At 68.3% G+C, this 17,887-nt stretch carries 15 protein-coding genes and 1 pseudogene; 2 read left to right on the top strand and 14 right to left on the bottom strand.

Features of this window, described 5'->3' with window-relative positions:
• Positions 1-15: 15 nt before the first annotated feature.
• From AB0H53_RS20335 to AB0H53_RS20290, 10 genes and pseudogenes are all read right to left on the bottom strand, one after another.
• Positions 16-288, bottom strand: coding sequence for a hypothetical protein (locus tag AB0H53_RS20335; RefSeq protein ID WP_362114951.1), 273 nt, complete (start codon positions 286-288; stop codon positions 16-18).
• Positions 288-518 carry a hypothetical protein gene (locus AB0H53_RS20330; protein ID WP_362114948.1) on the bottom strand — a complete coding sequence of 77 codons (231 nt, stop codon included), beginning with the start codon at positions 516-518 and terminating at the stop codon, positions 288-290. The genes AB0H53_RS20335 and AB0H53_RS20330 overlap by 1 nt, the downstream gene beginning before the upstream one ends.
• 91 nt (positions 519-609) lie before the next feature.
• Entirely contained in the window at positions 610-1,464 is an 855-nt protein-coding gene (locus AB0H53_RS20325; protein WP_362114945.1) for a restriction endonuclease, read from the bottom strand.
• A 378-nt stretch (positions 1,465-1,842) separates the two neighbouring features.
• Complete coding sequence (locus AB0H53_RS20320; RefSeq protein WP_362114942.1) at positions 1,843-2,214, bottom strand: hypothetical protein; 372 nt, start codon at positions 2,212-2,214, stop codon at positions 1,843-1,845.
• Positions 2,215-2,398: 184 nt separating this feature from the next.
• Positions 2,399-3,091, bottom strand: coding sequence for a hypothetical protein (locus tag AB0H53_RS20315; protein ID WP_362114939.1), 693 nt, complete (start codon positions 3,089-3,091; stop codon positions 2,399-2,401).
• Between the two features lie 45 nt (positions 3,092-3,136).
• A complete protein-coding gene (locus tag AB0H53_RS20310) occupies positions 3,137-3,739 on the bottom strand; it encodes a hypothetical protein (RefSeq protein WP_362114936.1) in 603 nt (200 codons plus the stop codon).
• Between the two features lie 412 nt (positions 3,740-4,151).
• Positions 4,152-4,360, bottom strand: a pseudogene (locus AB0H53_RS20305) (hypothetical protein).
• 932 nt (positions 4,361-5,292) lie between these two features.
• On the bottom strand, positions 5,293-5,667 hold the full coding sequence (locus AB0H53_RS20300; RefSeq protein ID WP_362114933.1) for a PIN domain-containing protein: 375 nt from the start codon (positions 5,665-5,667) through the stop codon (positions 5,293-5,295).
• Positions 5,664-5,918, bottom strand: coding sequence for a hypothetical protein (locus AB0H53_RS20295; RefSeq protein WP_362114930.1), 255 nt, complete (start codon positions 5,916-5,918; stop codon positions 5,664-5,666). Before AB0H53_RS20295 ends, AB0H53_RS20300 begins: the two co-directional genes overlap by 4 nt.
• A 233-nt stretch (positions 5,919-6,151) precedes the next feature.
• Positions 6,152-8,410, bottom strand: coding sequence for an N-acetylmuramoyl-L-alanine amidase (locus AB0H53_RS20290; protein WP_362115166.1), 2,259 nt, complete (start codon positions 8,408-8,410; stop codon positions 6,152-6,154).
• Between the two features lie 618 nt (positions 8,411-9,028).
• Between AB0H53_RS20290 and AB0H53_RS20285 the strand changes: the two genes are divergently transcribed.
• Entirely contained in the window at positions 9,029-15,238 is a 6,210-nt protein-coding gene (locus AB0H53_RS20285) for an RHS repeat-associated core domain-containing protein (RefSeq protein ID WP_362114927.1), read from the top strand.
• Positions 15,239-15,358: 120 nt separating this feature from the next.
• Complete coding sequence (locus AB0H53_RS20280) at positions 15,359-15,643, top strand: hypothetical protein (protein ID WP_362114924.1); 285 nt, start codon at positions 15,359-15,361, stop codon at positions 15,641-15,643.
• 235 nt (positions 15,644-15,878) lie between these two features.
• Here the strand turns inward: AB0H53_RS20280 and AB0H53_RS20275 are convergent, their stop codons facing one another.
• The 4 genes from AB0H53_RS20275 to AB0H53_RS20260 form a co-directional block, all read right to left on the bottom strand.
• Entirely contained in the window at positions 15,879-16,226 is a 348-nt protein-coding gene (locus tag AB0H53_RS20275; protein ID WP_362114921.1) for a DUF5131 family protein, read from the bottom strand.
• The gene (locus AB0H53_RS20270) at positions 16,217-16,444 is read right to left on the bottom strand and encodes a DUF5131 family protein (protein ID WP_362114918.1); all 228 of its coding nucleotides are present in this window, start codon (positions 16,442-16,444) and stop codon (positions 16,217-16,219) included. The genes AB0H53_RS20275 and AB0H53_RS20270 overlap by 10 nt, the downstream gene beginning before the upstream one ends.
• Before the next feature lie 172 nt (positions 16,445-16,616).
• Entirely contained in the window at positions 16,617-17,441 is an 825-nt protein-coding gene (locus tag AB0H53_RS20265; RefSeq protein ID WP_362114915.1) for a DciA family protein, read from the bottom strand.
• Positions 17,438-17,572, bottom strand: a complete 135-nt coding sequence (locus AB0H53_RS20260) for a hypothetical protein (RefSeq protein WP_362114912.1) — start codon at positions 17,570-17,572, stop codon at positions 17,438-17,440. The genes AB0H53_RS20265 and AB0H53_RS20260 overlap by 4 nt, the downstream gene beginning before the upstream one ends.
• Positions 17,573-17,887 lie beyond the last annotated feature (315 nt).

Genomic DNA, 17,887 nt, shown 5'->3' with positions numbered 1-17,887 from the left:
CGGCTCCTTCGCGGGTCAGACCTCGAGGTACGCGACGACGACCACGGTGCGAAGCGCCGTCACCCAGTACAGAAGCCGTACGCGCTCGACTTCGTCGGCGTACTCGCGCAGCTGGGGGCCGGCGGTGTCGCCGGGGATCGGCTCGCCGACGTCGGGGGCGACGGAGACGACGACCAGGGCGCGGTCCAGAGCGTGGATCTCCGCCTCGCTGGTCAGGTTCTCCAGCTGCTTGGCGGCGGAGTCGGAGAACGCGATCCGGGCGCGGCGCGGGCCGTGCTGCGGGGCCATCAGGCGACGGCCGGGCGCTGCCGAGCCAGGCGGGCGAGGTGGGCCTCGCGCAGCTCCTCCCACGGGGTGCACTGCTCGGGGTCGGGCAGGCCGTTGGTGGCGATGTCCTCCAGGACGGCGGCGAACCGGTCGGCGTCGGCGCGGGTCTTGGCCGCGTACGCGCGCACCGCGTCGGCGGCCGCGGGCTCCAGCTGCCGGGCGGTGTCGGCGGGGGCCGGCTGTTCGCTCATCGAGGGCTCCAGAGGGCAGAACTGGCGTGTCTCACCAGGGTATCGCCGGGCGGAAGGGCACAGGACTCTGTTCAGGTGAACCGAGGGCGATTCATTCGGAGCGGAGTTCGAGTTCGTGGACCTTACTGCTCGGCCCGGCCTTGGCTCGCCAGTTCTCGAGCCACGTTCGCAACTGCTCCTCGGTGTAGTGATGTGCCTGTCCGTCCCAGGCACTCCTTGGCAGCGGGATTCCGCGCCGCTGCGAGCGACCGAGATATTGGCGCATCGTGGTCGGCTTCCAAGGAACGAAGCCCGCCTCGTATGCCTCGGCGAGGGTGTACAGAGGCTCCTGCTGCTCATCGGACCCGCTGCTCGGGTCGGCGTCGGAAAAGTCGTGCTCTGCAGGCCTCGGAGCGGGTACTGCGCTGTTTACACAGGGACGGGGTTCGATGCCTAGAAGTTCCCACACAGGACGGTCCGTCTCGATCCAGTCTTCCAACACAAAGCGGTCAATGACGTGAAGGTTCTGATCTTGGGCGAAGTTGCGTGCCCTGCCCGTGACCGCCCCGTTGGTCACCATGACGATGACATGCCCCTTATGCACGGGGCGCCCCGTGCCGTTGAGGATCTGAAACTCGCGGACACCCACGGGTGCACCTGAGAGCCCTTGCTTACGGTGCTTGCACTGAATGATCCAGCGTTTACCGGCGGGGTCCACTGCCACAACGTCAGCGCCGTTGTCGCCTGCTCCCCCGACTCTCCTTACCTTGTCCGCGCCGTCACGGATTATGAGGTCGCGGATCAGGTATTCGAACTCGCGGTGGTCGAGGCCATCGACGCGAGCCGGGGAGCAGCAGGAGCGCTGACACTGAGGGGAAGCGGTCGGTCGGCGTCGGTAGCGCCGTCTGGCCAGTACCCACCCAGTCGTTGCTGAGGCTAAGAGCATGATCGGCGTCAGCCACAGCATGCCTGGTTGAAGAGCAGATGCAGTGTGCACACCGGCACGATCGCAGACGCCACTGACATCACTGGCCCGGAGCGACAGCAGCTCAGAACTTACGCCGGAGCAGACCGTGCGATTACTGCGCTAGGAGCGGGCGCGGGTGGGGAGCGCGGCGAGGTCTCCCGCGGCTTCGGGCTCGCTGGTGGGGAGCCGTGCCGCGAACGCCAGCTCGTCGATGCCGGAGCCGGCGACCAGCCGGGCGAGTTCTGCGAGCAGGGCGGCGTGCGCGAGGACTGGTGGCGGCAGGAGGTCGGCGGCGGTCTGGCGGGCGGCCGGGTCGCGGTAGTGCCCGAGGTGTGCGGCCAGGGCGTGGGCGAGCCAGGCGTCGACGTCGGCCTGGACTTAGCCGCCGGCGCGGCGGGTGAGCTCCTCGCGTACGGCTTCGTCGCCCTCGCGAGGTTCGGTCTGTTCCAGGGTGCCGAGCTCGCGCAGCGCCTGGAGCTCGTCGGCGTGGGCCTCGATCCGGGCGGCTTCGCGCAGCTCGGCTTGCCGGGCAGCGGCGGCGTCGGCGGCGAACTCGGCCTGGACGACGTTGTCGGTGTCCGGGTCATAGACGGTGCCCGGGGCCGCGTCGGCGAGCAGCTGGTGCAGGCGCTCCCACTCCGCGAGCTCCGCCGGGCCGCGGACGTCGTCGGCCAGGTCCTCGTGCCGGGAAGCCTGCCGCGTGTCGAACCGCGCGTCTTCGAGGGCCGCCGCGATGGCGGCGGCGTCCATGCCCTTCGCCCGGCGCCGGACGACGCGGGCAGGGTCGACCGGCTCGCGGGGCGCGGCAACGCGCCGCAGCTGAGCGCACGGTCAACAGGAGCTGAGCGGCGTGGGGCCGGGCGGTGCCGGCCGAATAGCGTCACGCAGCGTAGTGGTTGCACAGGTCGCCGCACCGCTAGGTTGAAGCAGGCAATTATGCCCACCTGGATAGGTCGTAAATCGCGTCACATACGGGGTCTACGGCCACCTGCACACGGTGTACGGCAAGAGTCTCGTGATCGTCCGGGTTCAAAATGGCGATGAGCTTGGCCGACGCCCACCAACCCACATTGCGAGGCAGGCCGGTCTCGGAGTCGTACAGCGCGAGGTCCACGCCAATCGTGCGATTGTCATTCGACAGATAAACACGCACGACAGTGGGGGTACGCAGGTCAAATCCAACGAGCTGGTACAGGTCCGGGGCTGCGGACGCAGCGGCATCATGCCAGAGAGGATCCCCGGCGAGGTCGGAGATCACGTAGTCCAGCGTGTCCTGTGCTGTGACGTCAGCGTCCCTGGGCAGATCTCCCGCCGAGACCAGCGTTGAGACATCGATCACCCGCCGTCCGTCGCCGTCACCCTCGGAGGCATACCCGAGGTCGCCGTCATACGCCATTCGGACGACCCGGCGCAGAACGCCTACGCACCACCAAGTCCCAACCTGCTCACCGTCCGACAAGCGCTTCGGCAAGTCAATGTCGAGCGAACCGTCCGCTGAGTTCTCCACACGCACTCGATAGCAGCTACCCAGTGGGAAGGCGGCATGAATGTAGTAATCCGTTCCCGGAAGGGGAACGCCGATGAAACGGCGCAGCGTCAGCAAGACGCGGGTCGAGAAATCGTCCATGTCTCCAGAATCCCCTACCCGCGTCTGCTGACCGTCATGTGCGGATCAAAGCGAGTTGATCCAGTCGGGGCACAGCGTTTGGCCCCGGCAGAAGGCGGTCACGGTGCCGATGGGCCGACCGTCGGGAGTGTTCACCCCTCCCGGCCCCCTCTCACCGCGCTCAGCGACACTGGTGATCGTCATGCGAACGCTGCCACCACTGGTGACGACGCCGTCGTACTCAGCGCGGGACCCGCGCACACGGTCGGCCACACCGTTGTACGGGGCGTTGATGGCCTTCTTCCCACGCATGTTGTGCTTGCTCGCCGCATGCTTGGCCCCGAAGTCATTGTTTCCCTGGCGCGTGGGGATGTCGTTGTAGTCCCAGTCCAGCGCGGACCAGTTGATCCGGTACCAGGGAATAGACGGATCCGGCGGAGGCGCGAGGGTTCCCGTGTTGGCGGGGAGTGGCACTCCCTCCGCGATGGCGCGCTGAACGCCGAACTTCGCTACATACTCGTCATTGGAGTAGATCTGGACATCGGCAGGCGCATCGGCACCAGCGGTACGCTCCCCCGGCCCCGTTGCCGTTGCCGTTGCCGGCAGCATCATTGCCGTCACGCAGGCGGCAACAGCGCCCAGGACAGCGGTCTTACGACTCAATTGCACGGACTTTCCCCCAGCAATCAGGCAGGCGCAGCCCAACGGTTGAGCCTGCGTGTGGTCTGTGCTTGGACCAGAGCTTAGGCACAGCGGAGGCGGTGAAACCGGGACAGAGAACCGATTGACTCAAACTTTGCGGGTCTTCGTCCGCCCCGGTCACGGCGCACTGTTTGGCGAGGCCGAGAGTCAGGCGGTTACCCGGACGAAGCCCGCCTCGCTCTGCTCATTGCCGCCGTTCCTGGCCCGCGCGCTCTGGTCCCCCGACGACGACCAAGCCGTGCCTCAGACCGGCGAGGACACCGAGCAGTCCCAGACCAGCGCTGACCCGCCGCTCACGCCGTCTGCTCCAGGCGACGCGGCTCGATCCGCTGGCCGCCGACCTTCTCTGGACGGGCCCTGCGCAGCGCGGCGGCCTCGATCACCGCGGCCTGGCGGTGACGCCGCTCGCAAGCTGCCCCAGGATGTTCAAGATCCCCTGACCGGCCGGAGTGGGGCGGTCAGGACTCCCAGCGCCAGGACGATGACGACGGTCAGCTTCTTGTCGAAGCGGCTGCGGGCCTCCGTACGCCGCCGCAGCCGCCAGAGGACGATGACTGGGAGCAGCACGGCCACATTGATGGTCACCAGCCGCCCCCGACCTCCCCACCGACCGGCCTTCACCCCACGGACGACTGGATGTCGCCGCCAACCGTCAGGGCGTCGTCAACGCCGAGGCCACGCTGCTGCTGAGCCAGGCGCCGCGTGTGCTGGTAGAGCCGCGCGGCCTGCCACACCAAGGTCAAACCCGGCACCCGAAACCCGGGTTGTCGGGTCTGACCGGCGTAAACGGGCCACCTACCCGCTCCGGCCGGCGCGCAATTCGCCGGGTCCGGCTGGGCACCGCGTCGCACGGGTCGGCCAAGACGGCTGGAAACCCGTTCCCGGGGCGCACACCTGCGAGTACGGTCGGCCGTACCGCGCCCGGACGGCGCCGTGTACAGGAAAGGAGATGCGCATGCATCGCGACAGCAGATGGGGATGCGCCGATGTCGGCTGGGGAGCCGCCGGAAAGCCAGGCTGGGGTCTGTCCCGGGACTTCGGCTGGGGCCTGAACGGCGGCTGACCGCCCGCACCGCCAGTGCAACGGCAGGCCAGACCGTAGCGAGAAGCAGCCGGTGTGCCACGCTGGATACGCCCGGCGGGGCCGCGCCCGTGAAGCCGACGCCGCCCCGCCGGGCACCGGCACCCCGATCAGCGCGGGAAGACCCCGGCCCGGAAGTCCCGCAAGATGATCTGCTACTGGGCCGAGTGCAGCGGTCCCGCCGCGCCGGCCTTCGAACCAGCCACCAGGCCCCTGCGGCCTCGCCGACGCAGGCGTTGCTGGAAAGCTATGTCCTCGAGCAACTGGGCAGGTCTCCGGATCTGTGCGCGCACCCTTTCGGCATCGCCTCGGTGACCAGCGCGGGCGGCATTAAGGCCGGTGACCAGGAGCTGCACTCGCACATGGTGAAAACCCCCGGGCAGACAGCCACGCTCGTGCTCGTTCCTGAACGTGGTCTGCCCCATCGTCCTGGGCGCGGTCAGGTGGGGTTCAGCGGAGTGATGCCGGTGCCCGTATACAGCTCGGGTTCCAGCGACAGGACCGTGAGCGGCTCCCCTGCCTTTAGTGCCTGCCAGGCAATGGCAGCCGCGTGAGCCACCGGCCAGTCCGTATATCTCCAGTCCATCGCATCCACCGCGTGCGCGGCGGTGAACGGAACGTTCTCCGCGAACCGCAGCGATGCCGCGTGCTTGCCCGCGCCTGCGTCCTGCCGCTCGGCAGCGACGATGGAGAGCGACGGGATCAGGACGCGGCCGGTGCCACGTGAGGCTTCGACGTAGAGGCCGGTGAAGAAGGGTTCCGCACGATACAGAGCGGCCAGAGCAGTGTGGTCCAGGACGGCCGTCAGGTTCATGCGGCGGCGCCGCCCTGGTGGGCGCGGATCTTCGCCCAGGCATCCTGCCCGACCTGCTGGACCTGCTCGCTGTACTCGATGCCGAGCTCACGGGCCGCTTCGACAGCACGCTGCTCACGCTCGGATTCCGTGAGCTCGCGGGAAGCGAGCTCTTCCAACAGCTCAGTGATGGTGGTGCCGCGCTCGTCGGCAAGGATACGCAGGCGGTCGCGCACTTCCTCGCTGGTCTTGATGCTCGTCGGCTTACCCATACCCCTGATTCTACCGCCGGTAGAACTTGCGGGGAATCCCCGTCGAGCCCTCACGACCGCCTCCGCGACGGCCCGGCCGCCAGGGACGGCGGCGCGACCGCACGCTGGGTTCGAGGACGCGGCGGTAGCCATCCCGGAGGGGTCCCTACCTGGAAGGAGGGCCACAGGATGCGGTCATCGGCCTGTCCGATGCTCACATCCTGTGGCCCTTCTTCACGGCCGCCGGATACCGGCTACTTGAGGTAGACGAGGCCGTCGGTGGTGACGGCCGGCCTTCCTGTGGTGCCCACTACGACAATCTTGACCGTGTGCTTGGCGCTGGACGCCCAGGTCTTGGTCCAGATCGCGTCGCGGTACTTGGTCGTGGCGGATTTCAGGTCGACGGTGGCTGTCTTGACGCCGTCGACGTAGATGTGTGCCTGGCCGGAGGTGGTGGCGCGGGAGACGACCCAGGCGGCGGACCTGCCCGTGAAGGTCCAGGTGAGGCTCGCGTTCGTGGCGGAGCTGGTGAGTGACTGGCCACCGAGGTAGCTGGTGGAGGACTTGACCGCCCAGGTACTGGTCTTGGCGGCTGCGGTCTCCTGGAGGATCACCGGGGCTCCGGTGACGGAGGCGGTGCCCGTGTTGCCGGCCTGGTCGTAGGCGGTCAGGGACCACGAGGTGGACACGCCTGCTTTGGCGGTGTGGGCGGCGCTGTAGAGGGTCGGCCCGTACGTCCGGGCCACGGGGGTGGTGAGGCGTACTTCCTTCAGCGCCGCGCTGTCGGTGGCCTTCCAGCTCAGGGTGAGGGGGACGGCTGTGGTGTTCACGGTCCCGGTGCGCAGGGCGAGGGCGGGCTTGGTGGTGAAGGTGGGTGCGGTGGTCTCGGCGATCACGGTGGCCGCCGTGGTGGTGGCGGTCTTTCCGGACTGGTGGACGGCGCGTACGGCGACCTTGTGGGTGCCGGCCGTGAGGGCCGTCTTGGCGGAGGTGGCGGTGGCCGCGGTGGTGGCGACGGTCTGGCCGTCGACGAGGAGTTCGTACCGTGTGATCAGCGAAGCGGGTGTGGTTGCCTTCCAGTTCACGGTGACGGCGGCCTTGGTGTAGTACGTCGACCCCGCGAGGCCCGCGCCGGTGACCGACGTCATCGCCAATCCGGTGACAGGCCCGGCAGCCCAGGAGCGGATGGTGCCGAGCTGGTTGTAGAAGGTGTTGCCGGGGCACTGGGTGTTGTAGCCGTCCCGGTGGCCGTGGATCGTGGGGAATGCCAGCTGGGCGCCCTTGGTCCAGGTCTTGCCGGAGTAGTTGCGGCCGGAGTCGCCGGCGGTGAGGGTGGTGGTGCCGGCCGGGTCCACGCCGTACTGGCCGAGCTTCCAGGCGGCGATCCGGGCGACCGAGGACATCGCGGCCTGCGAGGGAGCGGTGTCGGTGTAGGTGCCGAGCACGGAGACGCCGGTCGTCTGGGCGTTGAAGCCGTAGGCGTGTGCGCCCTGCACGGGCTGGTCCACGCCGCCCTTGCGGCCCTCGTAGAGGGTGCCGCACTTGTCGACGAGGAAGTTGTAACCGATGTCTTTCCAGCCGAGCTGTTTGACGTGGTAGGCGTAGATGCCGCGGACCACTGCCGGGGCCTGCTCACAGGTGTAGGTGTTGGATGCGGCGGTGTGGTGGACCACGACCGCCTTGATCTTGCCGCCGGGCAAATAGCCCGGTTCCTCCGGGCTGATCGACTCGTCCGATCCCCAGCCGGCGCGGGAAGTGATGGGCGGCTGGGGGACGGTCGACGGCGGAGCGGGCGGGACCGTCGCCGTCAGTGTGGGTGTAGGCGTGGGCGTGGGGCTCGTTGCGGGGGAGGACGACGCCGGATCGGAAGGTGTGGGGCTGGAGGTGGTGGGCTCGCCGACCGGTTCGCTCACCGTCGGGTCCGCGCTCGGCTCGTCGGTGACGGACGGGTTACCGGGCGGCGGCTCGGACGTCACCGTGGCGCTGGGCTCCGGTTCCACGGAGGCCGAGTCCGACGGCGAGGGCTGTTCGCCTTCCTCGATGCCGAACGCCGCGGGCTCCATCGCCGACCGGCTGCCCGTGCCTGGGTCGATCATGTCCAGCCGCAGCCCGGCGGGCAGTCCGGCGGAGGTCGTGCCGCCCGCGTTGACCCGCGCCTCGGCCCCGTCGGACGGTCCCACCCAGGCCGGCTCGGTGCCGCCGCGAGCGGCTCCTTTCTCGCCCTGGCCGCTGTCGCTTTCCAGCTTCAGCCACGGCGACCACTGCCCGGTGGCGGCGTCGCGGGTGCGGACCTCGACCGTGCCACCGACCGTCGCGGCCGGGTCCGTCCAGGTGATGCCCAGCATGCTGAACGGCTTGGCGCGGTCCTGCTTCAGCGACGCGCTGCGGCGGTCACCACTGGTCCTCAACGCGGCCGTACGCGTATCGGCCTTGACCGGCCCGGATTTCGCCTCCGTGGTAGTGCGGCCGTCGACGTCACCGCTCGCCCCCTGGAACACCAGGACACCCGACATCCCCACCGCCACGGCAGCAGCCGTGCCCCCTACGATCCGTCGCCGCTTCACGCGACCCCGCCCCTTCACCTGATCTGCCCGCCTGCAACAAGCAGCTGGTCTTCACATATCGCGCACACCAAGGTCTCGGGCGAAGGCAGCTCCCTGGGACACCGGACGCAGCGACCAGGTCGGCGCAGTCCGCACTGCTGGAAAGAACGACAGTGCGCGCCGCAACATGGGGAGCTGGTACTCGGCGAGACGCACGATGACCAGTAAGGGACGGCGCAAGCCGACCTTTTGACGGAGCGCTTGTCCCGCTGCGATCAACAGGATGCGTCACTTCCGTTTATGAAGCAACTGTTGAGGCTGGAGAGGTTCTTCACAGGCCTGGGCGCAACTGGAGCGTTCGTTCTTACATGACGTTGATCACCTTATGCCCTTTTTACTCTTCGCTATCGTCACATGTGCGCCACACACGTGGTTTGCATGTGGACACAAGAAGACTGAGGCATCATGAGGGTTCACATACCCGCGCCAGAGGAGCGCGGGCGGTCTTGGACCGGGGGGAGCCTGCGCTGCGTAGCGGGGAGTCTCACTCTGGCCCTGGGCTTCGGCCTGATCGACGGCACTGCCGCGATGGCCAGCACACCAGAGATTGCCAGCGCTTCGCCCAGGCAGGAGCAGGCGGTCACTCAGGCGGCGGACATCGCTTCGGCTCGTGTGGCTGCGCGACTGTCCGGCAAGCGTGTCGAGGCGCTGTCGGAGCGCACCGAGACGTCGACCACGTGGGCGAACAAGGACGGTTCCCTCACCACGGAACTAACGGCGGGACCGATCCGGTTCCATGACGAGAACACGGGGGACTGGCGTGACGTCGATCTCGACCTGGTCAGCCTCTCCGACGGGCAGGTAGAAGCCAAGGCCCACCCCCGCGGCCTGAAGCTCGCGGGCAAGACCGGCACGCCGCCTGCCTCCCTCAAGGCGGCACAGGCGTCCAAGGCCACCGACCTGGTGACCCTGGGCGAGGGCGATGAGCAGATCACGCTGCAGTGGAAGGGCGGACTGCCGCAACCGAAGCTGAACGGCACGCGCGCCGAATACGTCAACGCCGTACCCGGCGCGGATGTGGTGGTCGAGGCGACCCGTACCGGGTTCGAGCAGTTCGTCGAGCTGAAGCAGAAGCCGGCCACCGACGGCTACAGCTACACGATGCCGCTGAAGGCCAAGGGGCTGAAGGTCGAGCAGCAGGCCGACGGCAGTGTGCTGTTCATCGACAAGAAGTCGAAGAAGACCGCGGTCATGCCTGCCCCGGTGATGTGGGACGCGACGGTCGACCCTGTCTCTGGCAAGCACACGCGCCAGGTCAAGGTCGGGATGAATGTCGTCAGGACCAAGGACGGCGTGGACCTGGTCCTCACCCCGGACGCCGCCTTCCTGGCCGATCCAGCGACGAAGTACCCGGTGACGGTCGACCCGTCCACCTCGTCGCTGTCGAACGTCTTCGACACCTATGTCCAGCAGGGCACCACGGTCGACTGGTCCACGGACGTCGAGCTGGACCTGGGCAACCCCGGAACGAAGAACGCCGACGGAACCTACCGCACCGCACGTTCCTTCATCTCGTGGAACACCGCGCCGATCTCCGACGCGCTGGTGATGGACGCGAAGCTGTCCCTGTGGAACTTCCACTCCGGCAACTACACCGGCACCTCCTGCCCCACCCAGCCATGGGAGGTCTGGTCCACCGGGGCCGCGTCGACCTCGTCGCGCTGGACGGCCCAGCCGTCGTGGATCGCGAAGAAGGCCACGTCCTCCGAGACCCGCGGTAACCCGTCCTGCTCGACCCAGCCGGACGGCTGGATCAACGCCGACGTCACCACGATGGTGCAGGAATGGGCGTCGGCCAAGGCGGCCAGGTCCCACATGGGCCTGCGCGCCTCCGACGAGACCATCACAGGCCAGTGGAAGCGGGTCAACTCCGCCAACGCCGCCACGAATCCGCCAAAGCTGGTCGTCACCTACAACTACCGGCCCCGCACGGGCACGAAGCAGGAGGCCGGTCCGCCGTACTTCTCCTACGGTGGCGCCTACACCGTCAACACGGTGACGCCGACGCTGCGCGACACGTTCCTGGATCCCGACGGTGACAAGATCCAGGGCGCCTACCAGATCTACGACACCGCCACCAACACCCAGGTCGGCGCCGTCCTGCGGTCCGCGTTCGTGCCCTCGGGCCAGCCCGCCCCGGTCGTCGTGCCGGCCGGCGTGCTGACCAACGGCAAGACGTACCAGTTCCGCAGCAGCCCCTACGACGGTACCCATTACAACCTGGGCTGGTCGGCGTGGAAAACCTTCACGGTCGACACCACCAACCCGTCCGCACCGACCGGCATCACCTCGACGGACTACCCGTCGAACGCGTGGGTCAAGGGCGCGGGCCAGGCCGGAATCTTCACCGTCACCCCGAACGGCACCGACCACAACTGGCTCGAGTGGTCCCTCGACGGCGTGACCTGGACCAAGGTCGTCACCAGCGGCTCCACCGCCGCCAAGGCCATCAGCGTCACCCCGCCCAAGGACGGCACCCACACCCTCCAGGTGCGGCAGGTCGACAAGGCCGACAACAGGTCCGAGCCGATTTCCTACACCTTCCACGCCGGACCCGGCGGATTCGTTCAACCCGCCGACGGTGAGCGCACCGCACGCCGGCTGCCCCTCGTCGCCGAGGCCGACGCGGGTAAGTACGACCAAGTGTCCTTCTCCTGGCGGCGTTCCGAGGCCGACCCGTGGGTGCAGATTCCCGCCGGGCAGGTGACGTCCGGTGGTACTCCGCTGACCGCCTGGCCGGTGCCGCTGGTGAACGGCAAGAACGCGCCGCTGGTGTGGAACGCCACCGACACCGTCAACCCCGACGGCTCGGTTCAGATCAAGGCGAACTTCACCGGTCCGAACAGCGCGACCGGTGCCACGCAGCCACTGACTGTCGTAGTGGACCACAACGCTGACAGTGCTGCGGCCTCCGAGGTCGGCCCCGGTTCGGTCAACCTGCTGACCGGTGACTACACGCTGTCCGGCACCGATGTCTCCGTGCTCGACATGAGCGTGACACGCAGTGCCTCCTCGCGTACGCCTACCGCGGGCGCGGGCCAGGAGGGCAGGGCTGCGATCTTCGGCAAGGAGTGGGTGGCGGGAACGGCCGCTCAGGCTGTGCAGTCCGACTACTCCGAGATCCGCAAGACCTCGGCCACGTCGCTGGACGCCGTCACCGCCGATGGAGGCACGATCTCCTTCACGGCCAATGCGACCAAGACGGCTTGGATTCCCGAACCGGGCGCGGAGAACCTGTCGCTCAAGGGCAGCCTCACTAGCGGTGACCTCACGCTGTCGGACACTGACGGCACCGTCACCACGTTCAGCCGGGTCGGCACCGCCGGCACCGCCTGGACCGTCAGCCGCTCCTTGCTGGATGGCCACGCCAACTCCACCACCGATGTGGTTTCCGAGTCCGTGACCGTGAACGGCAAAGTGCTTGCCCGTCCTAAGCGGATCATCGCGGCTACCAGTGCCGTGACGGTGGGCACGTGCGAGGCCAGCCCGTCCACCAAGGGATGCCGGGTCCTGGAGTTCGTCTACGCACCTTCGACCACCGCGACCTCCTCGGTCTTCGGGGACGTCAAGGACCAGGTCTCCGAGATCCGTGTCTGGGCGACCTCGCCCGGCGCGGCGTCCTCGACCTCGACTACCGTTGTCAAGTACGCCTACGACGAGTCCGGGCGGCTCCGGGAGACCTGGGACCCGCGGATCTCCCCGGAGTTGAAGACCACCTATGCGTACGACTCGGCGGGCCGCGTCACTCAGATGACCCCGCCCGGCCAGCTTCCGTGGACCTTCTCCTACGGCAAGGTGGGCAGCGATCCGGTGACGGGTGAGGGCATGCTCCTCAACGTCAGCCGGCCCACGCTGAAGCCGGGCTCTGCCGCCGAGACCGACGGCAACACCGCCCAGACGACCGTGGTCTATGGCGTGCCCCTGATGGGTGGTAACGCTCCCCAGGCCATGGGTGCGGCCGACGTGAAGGCATGGGGCCAGCTCGATGCTCCCACCGACGCCACCGCGATCTTTCCCACGGACGCACGCCCGACGTCCAACGACGGCAGCGCGCTGACGGCCGCCGATTACCGGCGTGCCATGGTGCACTACCTCAACGCGTCTGGCCGCGAGGTCAACACGCTCGACCCGGCGAAGAACGTCACCACCACCGAGTACGACCAGTTCGGCAACACCGTCCGTGAGCTTTCTGCGGCCAACCGCGCCCTCGCCCTCGGTACCACCGCGGCGGAGAAGGCCACGCTCGCGGATCTCGGCATCGCCACGCTGCCGGCCGCCGAGCGCGCGGAGCTCCTGTCGAACCGCGGCATCTACAACGCCGACGGCTCACGCGAGCTGGAGACCCTGGGGCCCCTGCACCGAGTGGTGCTCGAAGCGGACCTCAAGGATGGTACGACCACCGTGGCCGCGGCAGGCGAGCAGCTGATGGTCCGGCACCGCACGGTCAAGGAATACGACGGCGGTCGTCCCACCGACGGCAGCGCCACCGTGTCCGACAAGGTCACCAAGTCCACCGAAGGCGGCCAGCCGCGCAACTGGTCGACGCTGACCGCGGACCCCCGGGTGACCCAGACCGTCTTCGACTGGAGCAACGGGCAGCCGACCAGCACCATCCAGGACCCGGGCGGCCTCGCCATCACTGAGAAGGCGACGTACGACGCAGCTGGGCGGCAGATCAGCCGCAGCCTGCCGGCCTCCACAGGGTCGGACGCCGGAACTTTGATCACCGAGTACTACACCGGTGACGGAACCGGCGTGTGCGGGGGACGTCCCGAGTGGGCCGACGAAGTGTGCCGTACCCGGCCCGCCGCGGCCGTCAGCGGCGGCGGTAGCAACCCGGCCGAGCTGGTCACCACGCTCGCCGAGTACGACCGCTGGGGCGAGACCGCCAAGCTGACCGAGACCGCCAACGGCAGCACCCGCGTCAAGACGACCGAGTACGACCCCGCCGGTCGGGCCTCAAAGGTGACCGTCACCGGTGGTCTCGGCACGGCCGTCCCCGCGGTCACGACGACGTACGACCCGGCCAGTGGCAAGGTGGCCACGATCACGTCCACCGACGGCGGCACGATCAGGAAGTCCTACGACAAGCTGGGCCGCCTGATCTCCTACACTGACGCCGACGGGGGTGTGACCACCAGCACGTACGACGCCGAGGGCCAGCCGATCCAGGTCAGCGACAACGTGCCCTCGAGCACCACGTACGGGTACGACACCACGAACGACCCGCGCGGCCTGCTGTCCTCCATCACCGACTCGGTGGCCGGCACCTTCACCGCCAGCTACGACGCCGACGGCCAAGTGCTGAGCAGGAAGCTGCCCGGTGGCTTCACCATGCGTCAGAGCACCAACCCCACCGGACAGCCGACAGAGCGCACGTACACCCGCGACAGCGACGGCGCGATCCTCTTCTCCGAGAACCTGCTGCCCACCGTCCACGGCCAGCGAGCCACCTACACCGGCTCCGCCGGGCAGACCGCCAACCAGACCTACAGCTACGACAAGGCAGGACGACTCACCAAGACCCAGGACGACACGGTTGACGCCGTCTGCGTCACCCGCAGCTACACCTTCGACAAGAACTCCAACCGGAAGACGCGCTCCACCGCGGCCGCGGCCCCGGGCCTGGACTGCACCACCAACGGTGCGACCACGACCACGCACACCCACGACAGCGGCGACCGCCTCGTAGACACCGGCTACGCCTACGACGCGTTCGGACGCACCACCGCGGTCCCCGGCACCACGCTCGCGTACTACGCCAACGACCTGGTACGCCAGCAGACGGCCGGCTCCCAGCGACAGACCTGGACCCTCGACTCCCAGCTCCGCTTCCGCGGCTGGACGACCGAGTCCAACGCTTCCGGCAGTTGGACGCAGACCCAGTCCAAGCTGAACCATTACGGCTCCGACGCGGACTCTCCGCGTTGGATCGTCGAAGACACCGCCACCGGGGCGCTGACCCGCAACGTCAACGGGTTCGACGGCGGGCTGGTAGCCACGACCGGCAAGACCGGTGACACGGTGCTCCAACTGGTCAACCTGCACGGCGACGTCGTGATGCAGTTGCCTACCGCGGCCGGTACGTCGGCTACGGTCCTCGGCACGGACGAGTTCGGCAACCGCACCGACGACACCAGCACGGTCCGCTACGGCTGGCACGGTGGTCAGCACCGCTCCTCCGAGACGCGGACGAACCTTCTGCTCATGGGTGTGCGCCTGTACAACCCGGCTACCGGCCGGTTCCTGTCGACCGACCCCGTGCCGGGGGGCAGCTGTAACGCGTATGACTATGCGTGCGCCGACCCGGTGAACAGCGAAGACGTGACCGGATGCGCCACCTGCCGGGTGCCGAAGCACGCTTGGACCGGCCGTACCTTCACTACGGTCCTGCGTACGACTGCGTGGAGCTATGGCAGCTGGCAGAACTACAACTACCACTGGTCCTGGGATGTCGTCAGCGGTGACTGGGGCCCTCTGCCGATCACCTCGTGGAAGCGCCAGTACCGCTACCGCAAGCAGTACGTCTTCAAATGTCGTGTCGCGGCCTGGTACGGCTGGGGACGACAGAAGATCGTGGCTACGCACGAGACCCGCTACCAGTACTCCTACCGTGACCGGACCACCTACCGGATAGCCTGGTCGGGTATCAAGTGGACCCGGACCGGCGGTTGGAGCTGGGCCCGGACATCACGGACCTACGTGTCCAGCTACCGGATCGTCTACACCAACGGCTGATGCCTGAATACTGATCCGGCAAGGGGTGGGTGTGCCCCACGTGTGAGCTTGGGGCACACCCACCCCACCTATGATCGATCGACTGCGGTCCACGACCGCCTAAAGCGAAAGTCCCTCCCCATGCTGTTTGCCGTCGCCGCCATCGGTATCGCCGTCTTTGCCCTCACCTTGTGGTGTTCCGTCACCGTAGCTCGGATCAAGGATCTCCCCTGGTGGCGACGGTACCTCCCGCTCGCCCTCTTCTTCGCCTCCAACATCGCGAGCGCGCTTCGCGCCTTCGACATACCAGAAGTGGCCAACGCTGTGGCCTTCCCGTTGAACGTCGGGATCGTTGTCGTGGCGCTTACGGAGATGCGTGCTGCCCGGCAGCGCCACAAGACATCTGAACCTCGATCCACCGCGTGAATTCTGATCACGGGCGGATCAAGGCTGAGCAGGCGGTGGACCTGGAGCTGATGGGAACCGACCTCCTGACCGTCAAGGACCGCAGCTGAGCCGTTTTGCCGCACGACAACGGAATACGCACCGGTTACCGGACCACTTCCCACGGGACGCACCCTTGCCTGTCGCTTACCGGAGATACCTATCGCCGGTGCACCGCGTCTCCTCCGAGCAAACGTTCACCTCGCTCTCGGGGTGATCACGGTTTCGGTCCGGATTCGTCGCCAGCGATCACCCAGTGGATGCCGTCCAGGCTCATCCCGTCGAGCGGACCGAGCAGCGGCTCGCAGGACAGGAACCGTACGGTGGCCGGCACCTGCCTCAGATCGTCCACGCGCGGAAGTTCCCTCGCCGTCTCCACGGAGACGCCCATCCACACGTTGGGCGGCCAGTCGAGCCGATCGGCGACCTGGCGCAGTCGGCGGGCGCGCTTGGTGAGCACCTGGTAGGTGTACTGCGGGGTTTCGGCCATGACAGCGAAGACACGGCGTACGAAGTCGAGCGGGACGCGGGCGTGGAAGAGGTCCGACATGGAGTTCACGAACACGGTCCGCGGACTCTTCCACCCGTACGTGACCCCCAGAGGGCATCGGGGTGGATGGTGAGGTCAAACCCGGGCCCGGAAGTTTTGGGGTCGCCGTCGTTCTGGTACTTCGCCGCCCCCATTGCCTTGAGCCGCTTAGCAAGAGTCAGGGCGTAGCAGTTGTCGCAGCCGGACGAGACGCGATCACACCGGTCGTCGGGTTCCAGGTCGCCTCGGTCCACTCAATGGAACTCCGGTCACTCACTGGTTCGCCTCCATCTCGCCCGCCCGTCCCGGCCCGCTGGCCCATCCGCAGCGGCATCGCCATCCAACCATCCTCGAGCCCTCCGCATTGCTGAAACGACCCCTGGCTGGCACCGCAGGTCCGGGCTCCGGGGTCATCAAGGCATCGATTCACGCCACTTCACCAGATGCCTGCCGTGACACCGCGGGAATGGCTGCCCCGGCGCGTTCCGCGCGGGCTCGGCGCAGGGCGGCGGCCTCGGTGGCCGCAGCCTGGCGGCGGCGCTGGACGCGGGCCTGCTCGATCGGGGTTGGCGCATCGCCCGGGACGACGACGTCGGGCTCGGGGAACGCGCGGCGGCTGAGCTCGCGCATCGCACGGTTCTGCCGCTCAACCGCTTCTGCAATGCCTGGGTCTACCCGGCGGGGCACCGCGACCTCCTGGAGCGCGGCGAGCGCGCGGCGGTAGCCCTCGCACGCCGTCCCCCTGGTCTTCGCCGGACCGGTGGGCGCGGACGGGGCCGGGTCCGCCGGGACAGCATCCATCGGACCGGGGACGGGCACGGCACCGGGCGGCAGGATCCGCAGGGAGCTCACGACGGTGCGGCCCGCCGCCTTGTTGGCGGTCGCGATGACACGGGCCTGCTCCAGGCGGGCCTTCGTCGCCCACGCCGATGACTCCGGGCACACAGTGAGCCGGCCGGAGTCCGGGTCGTACGACACGGCGGCGACGTGCCCGGCGAGCTCGGGGGCGATGGCCGCCCACCGCTCCCGCAGCGTGGCGCCGGCGGCCGGGAGCTCCCACGCCCGCTCGGTGACCAGCGCGCCGATCGCAGCACCGAGGCCCATCGGCTCGCGCCCGTCGCGCCGCACCGCCGTGACGGCCCGCGGCTTCTTCCTCGCCTTCTGGCCGTTGCCGTTTTTCCGGGCCGCCTCCATCGCAGCCCGCAGCGCGACCCGGGCCAGGTCGACGCCGGACGTCTCGCCGTCGCTCATGCCTGCCCCCAGGTGGTGTAGCCGAGGTCCAGGTGCCCAAGGCCGGCCAGCCGCTGCACCTGGGCGACGAACGCCCGGGTGAACAGGCGCTGCGCCGACAGCTCGCCGTACCGGTCGATGTGGTCGAACACCAGCTGGTGGTCGGCGGCGGCGCGGTTGCGCCAGTCCAGGACCTGTTCCCGGGTGAGCTCCTGGAGGACCAGCTCCTGGTCGTCGTCGACGTTGGCGGGCTCCGGCTGTGGAGCGGGGCAGACGGCGGGCGGGCGCGGCGCCCGGGGGGCAGTTTCCGCGGGGAGTTCACGACGGTGCGGCCCGCCATCTTGTTGGCGGCCGCGATGATCCGGGTCTGCTCTAGTCTTCTGAGTCAGGAATTCTGTTTAGATATGAGGCGAGGCGTTCGAGGATCTCGTCCGCCGTCTTGGTCCAGACGTAGGGCTTGGGGTCGG

This window comes from Streptomyces sp. NPDC050856, assembly GCF_040653855.1.
Taxonomy (GTDB): domain Bacteria; phylum Actinomycetota; class Actinomycetes; order Streptomycetales; family Streptomycetaceae; genus Streptomyces.
The sequence above is the reverse complement of the archived record's forward strand: the minus strand, read 5'-3'. Positions and strand labels throughout refer to the sequence as shown.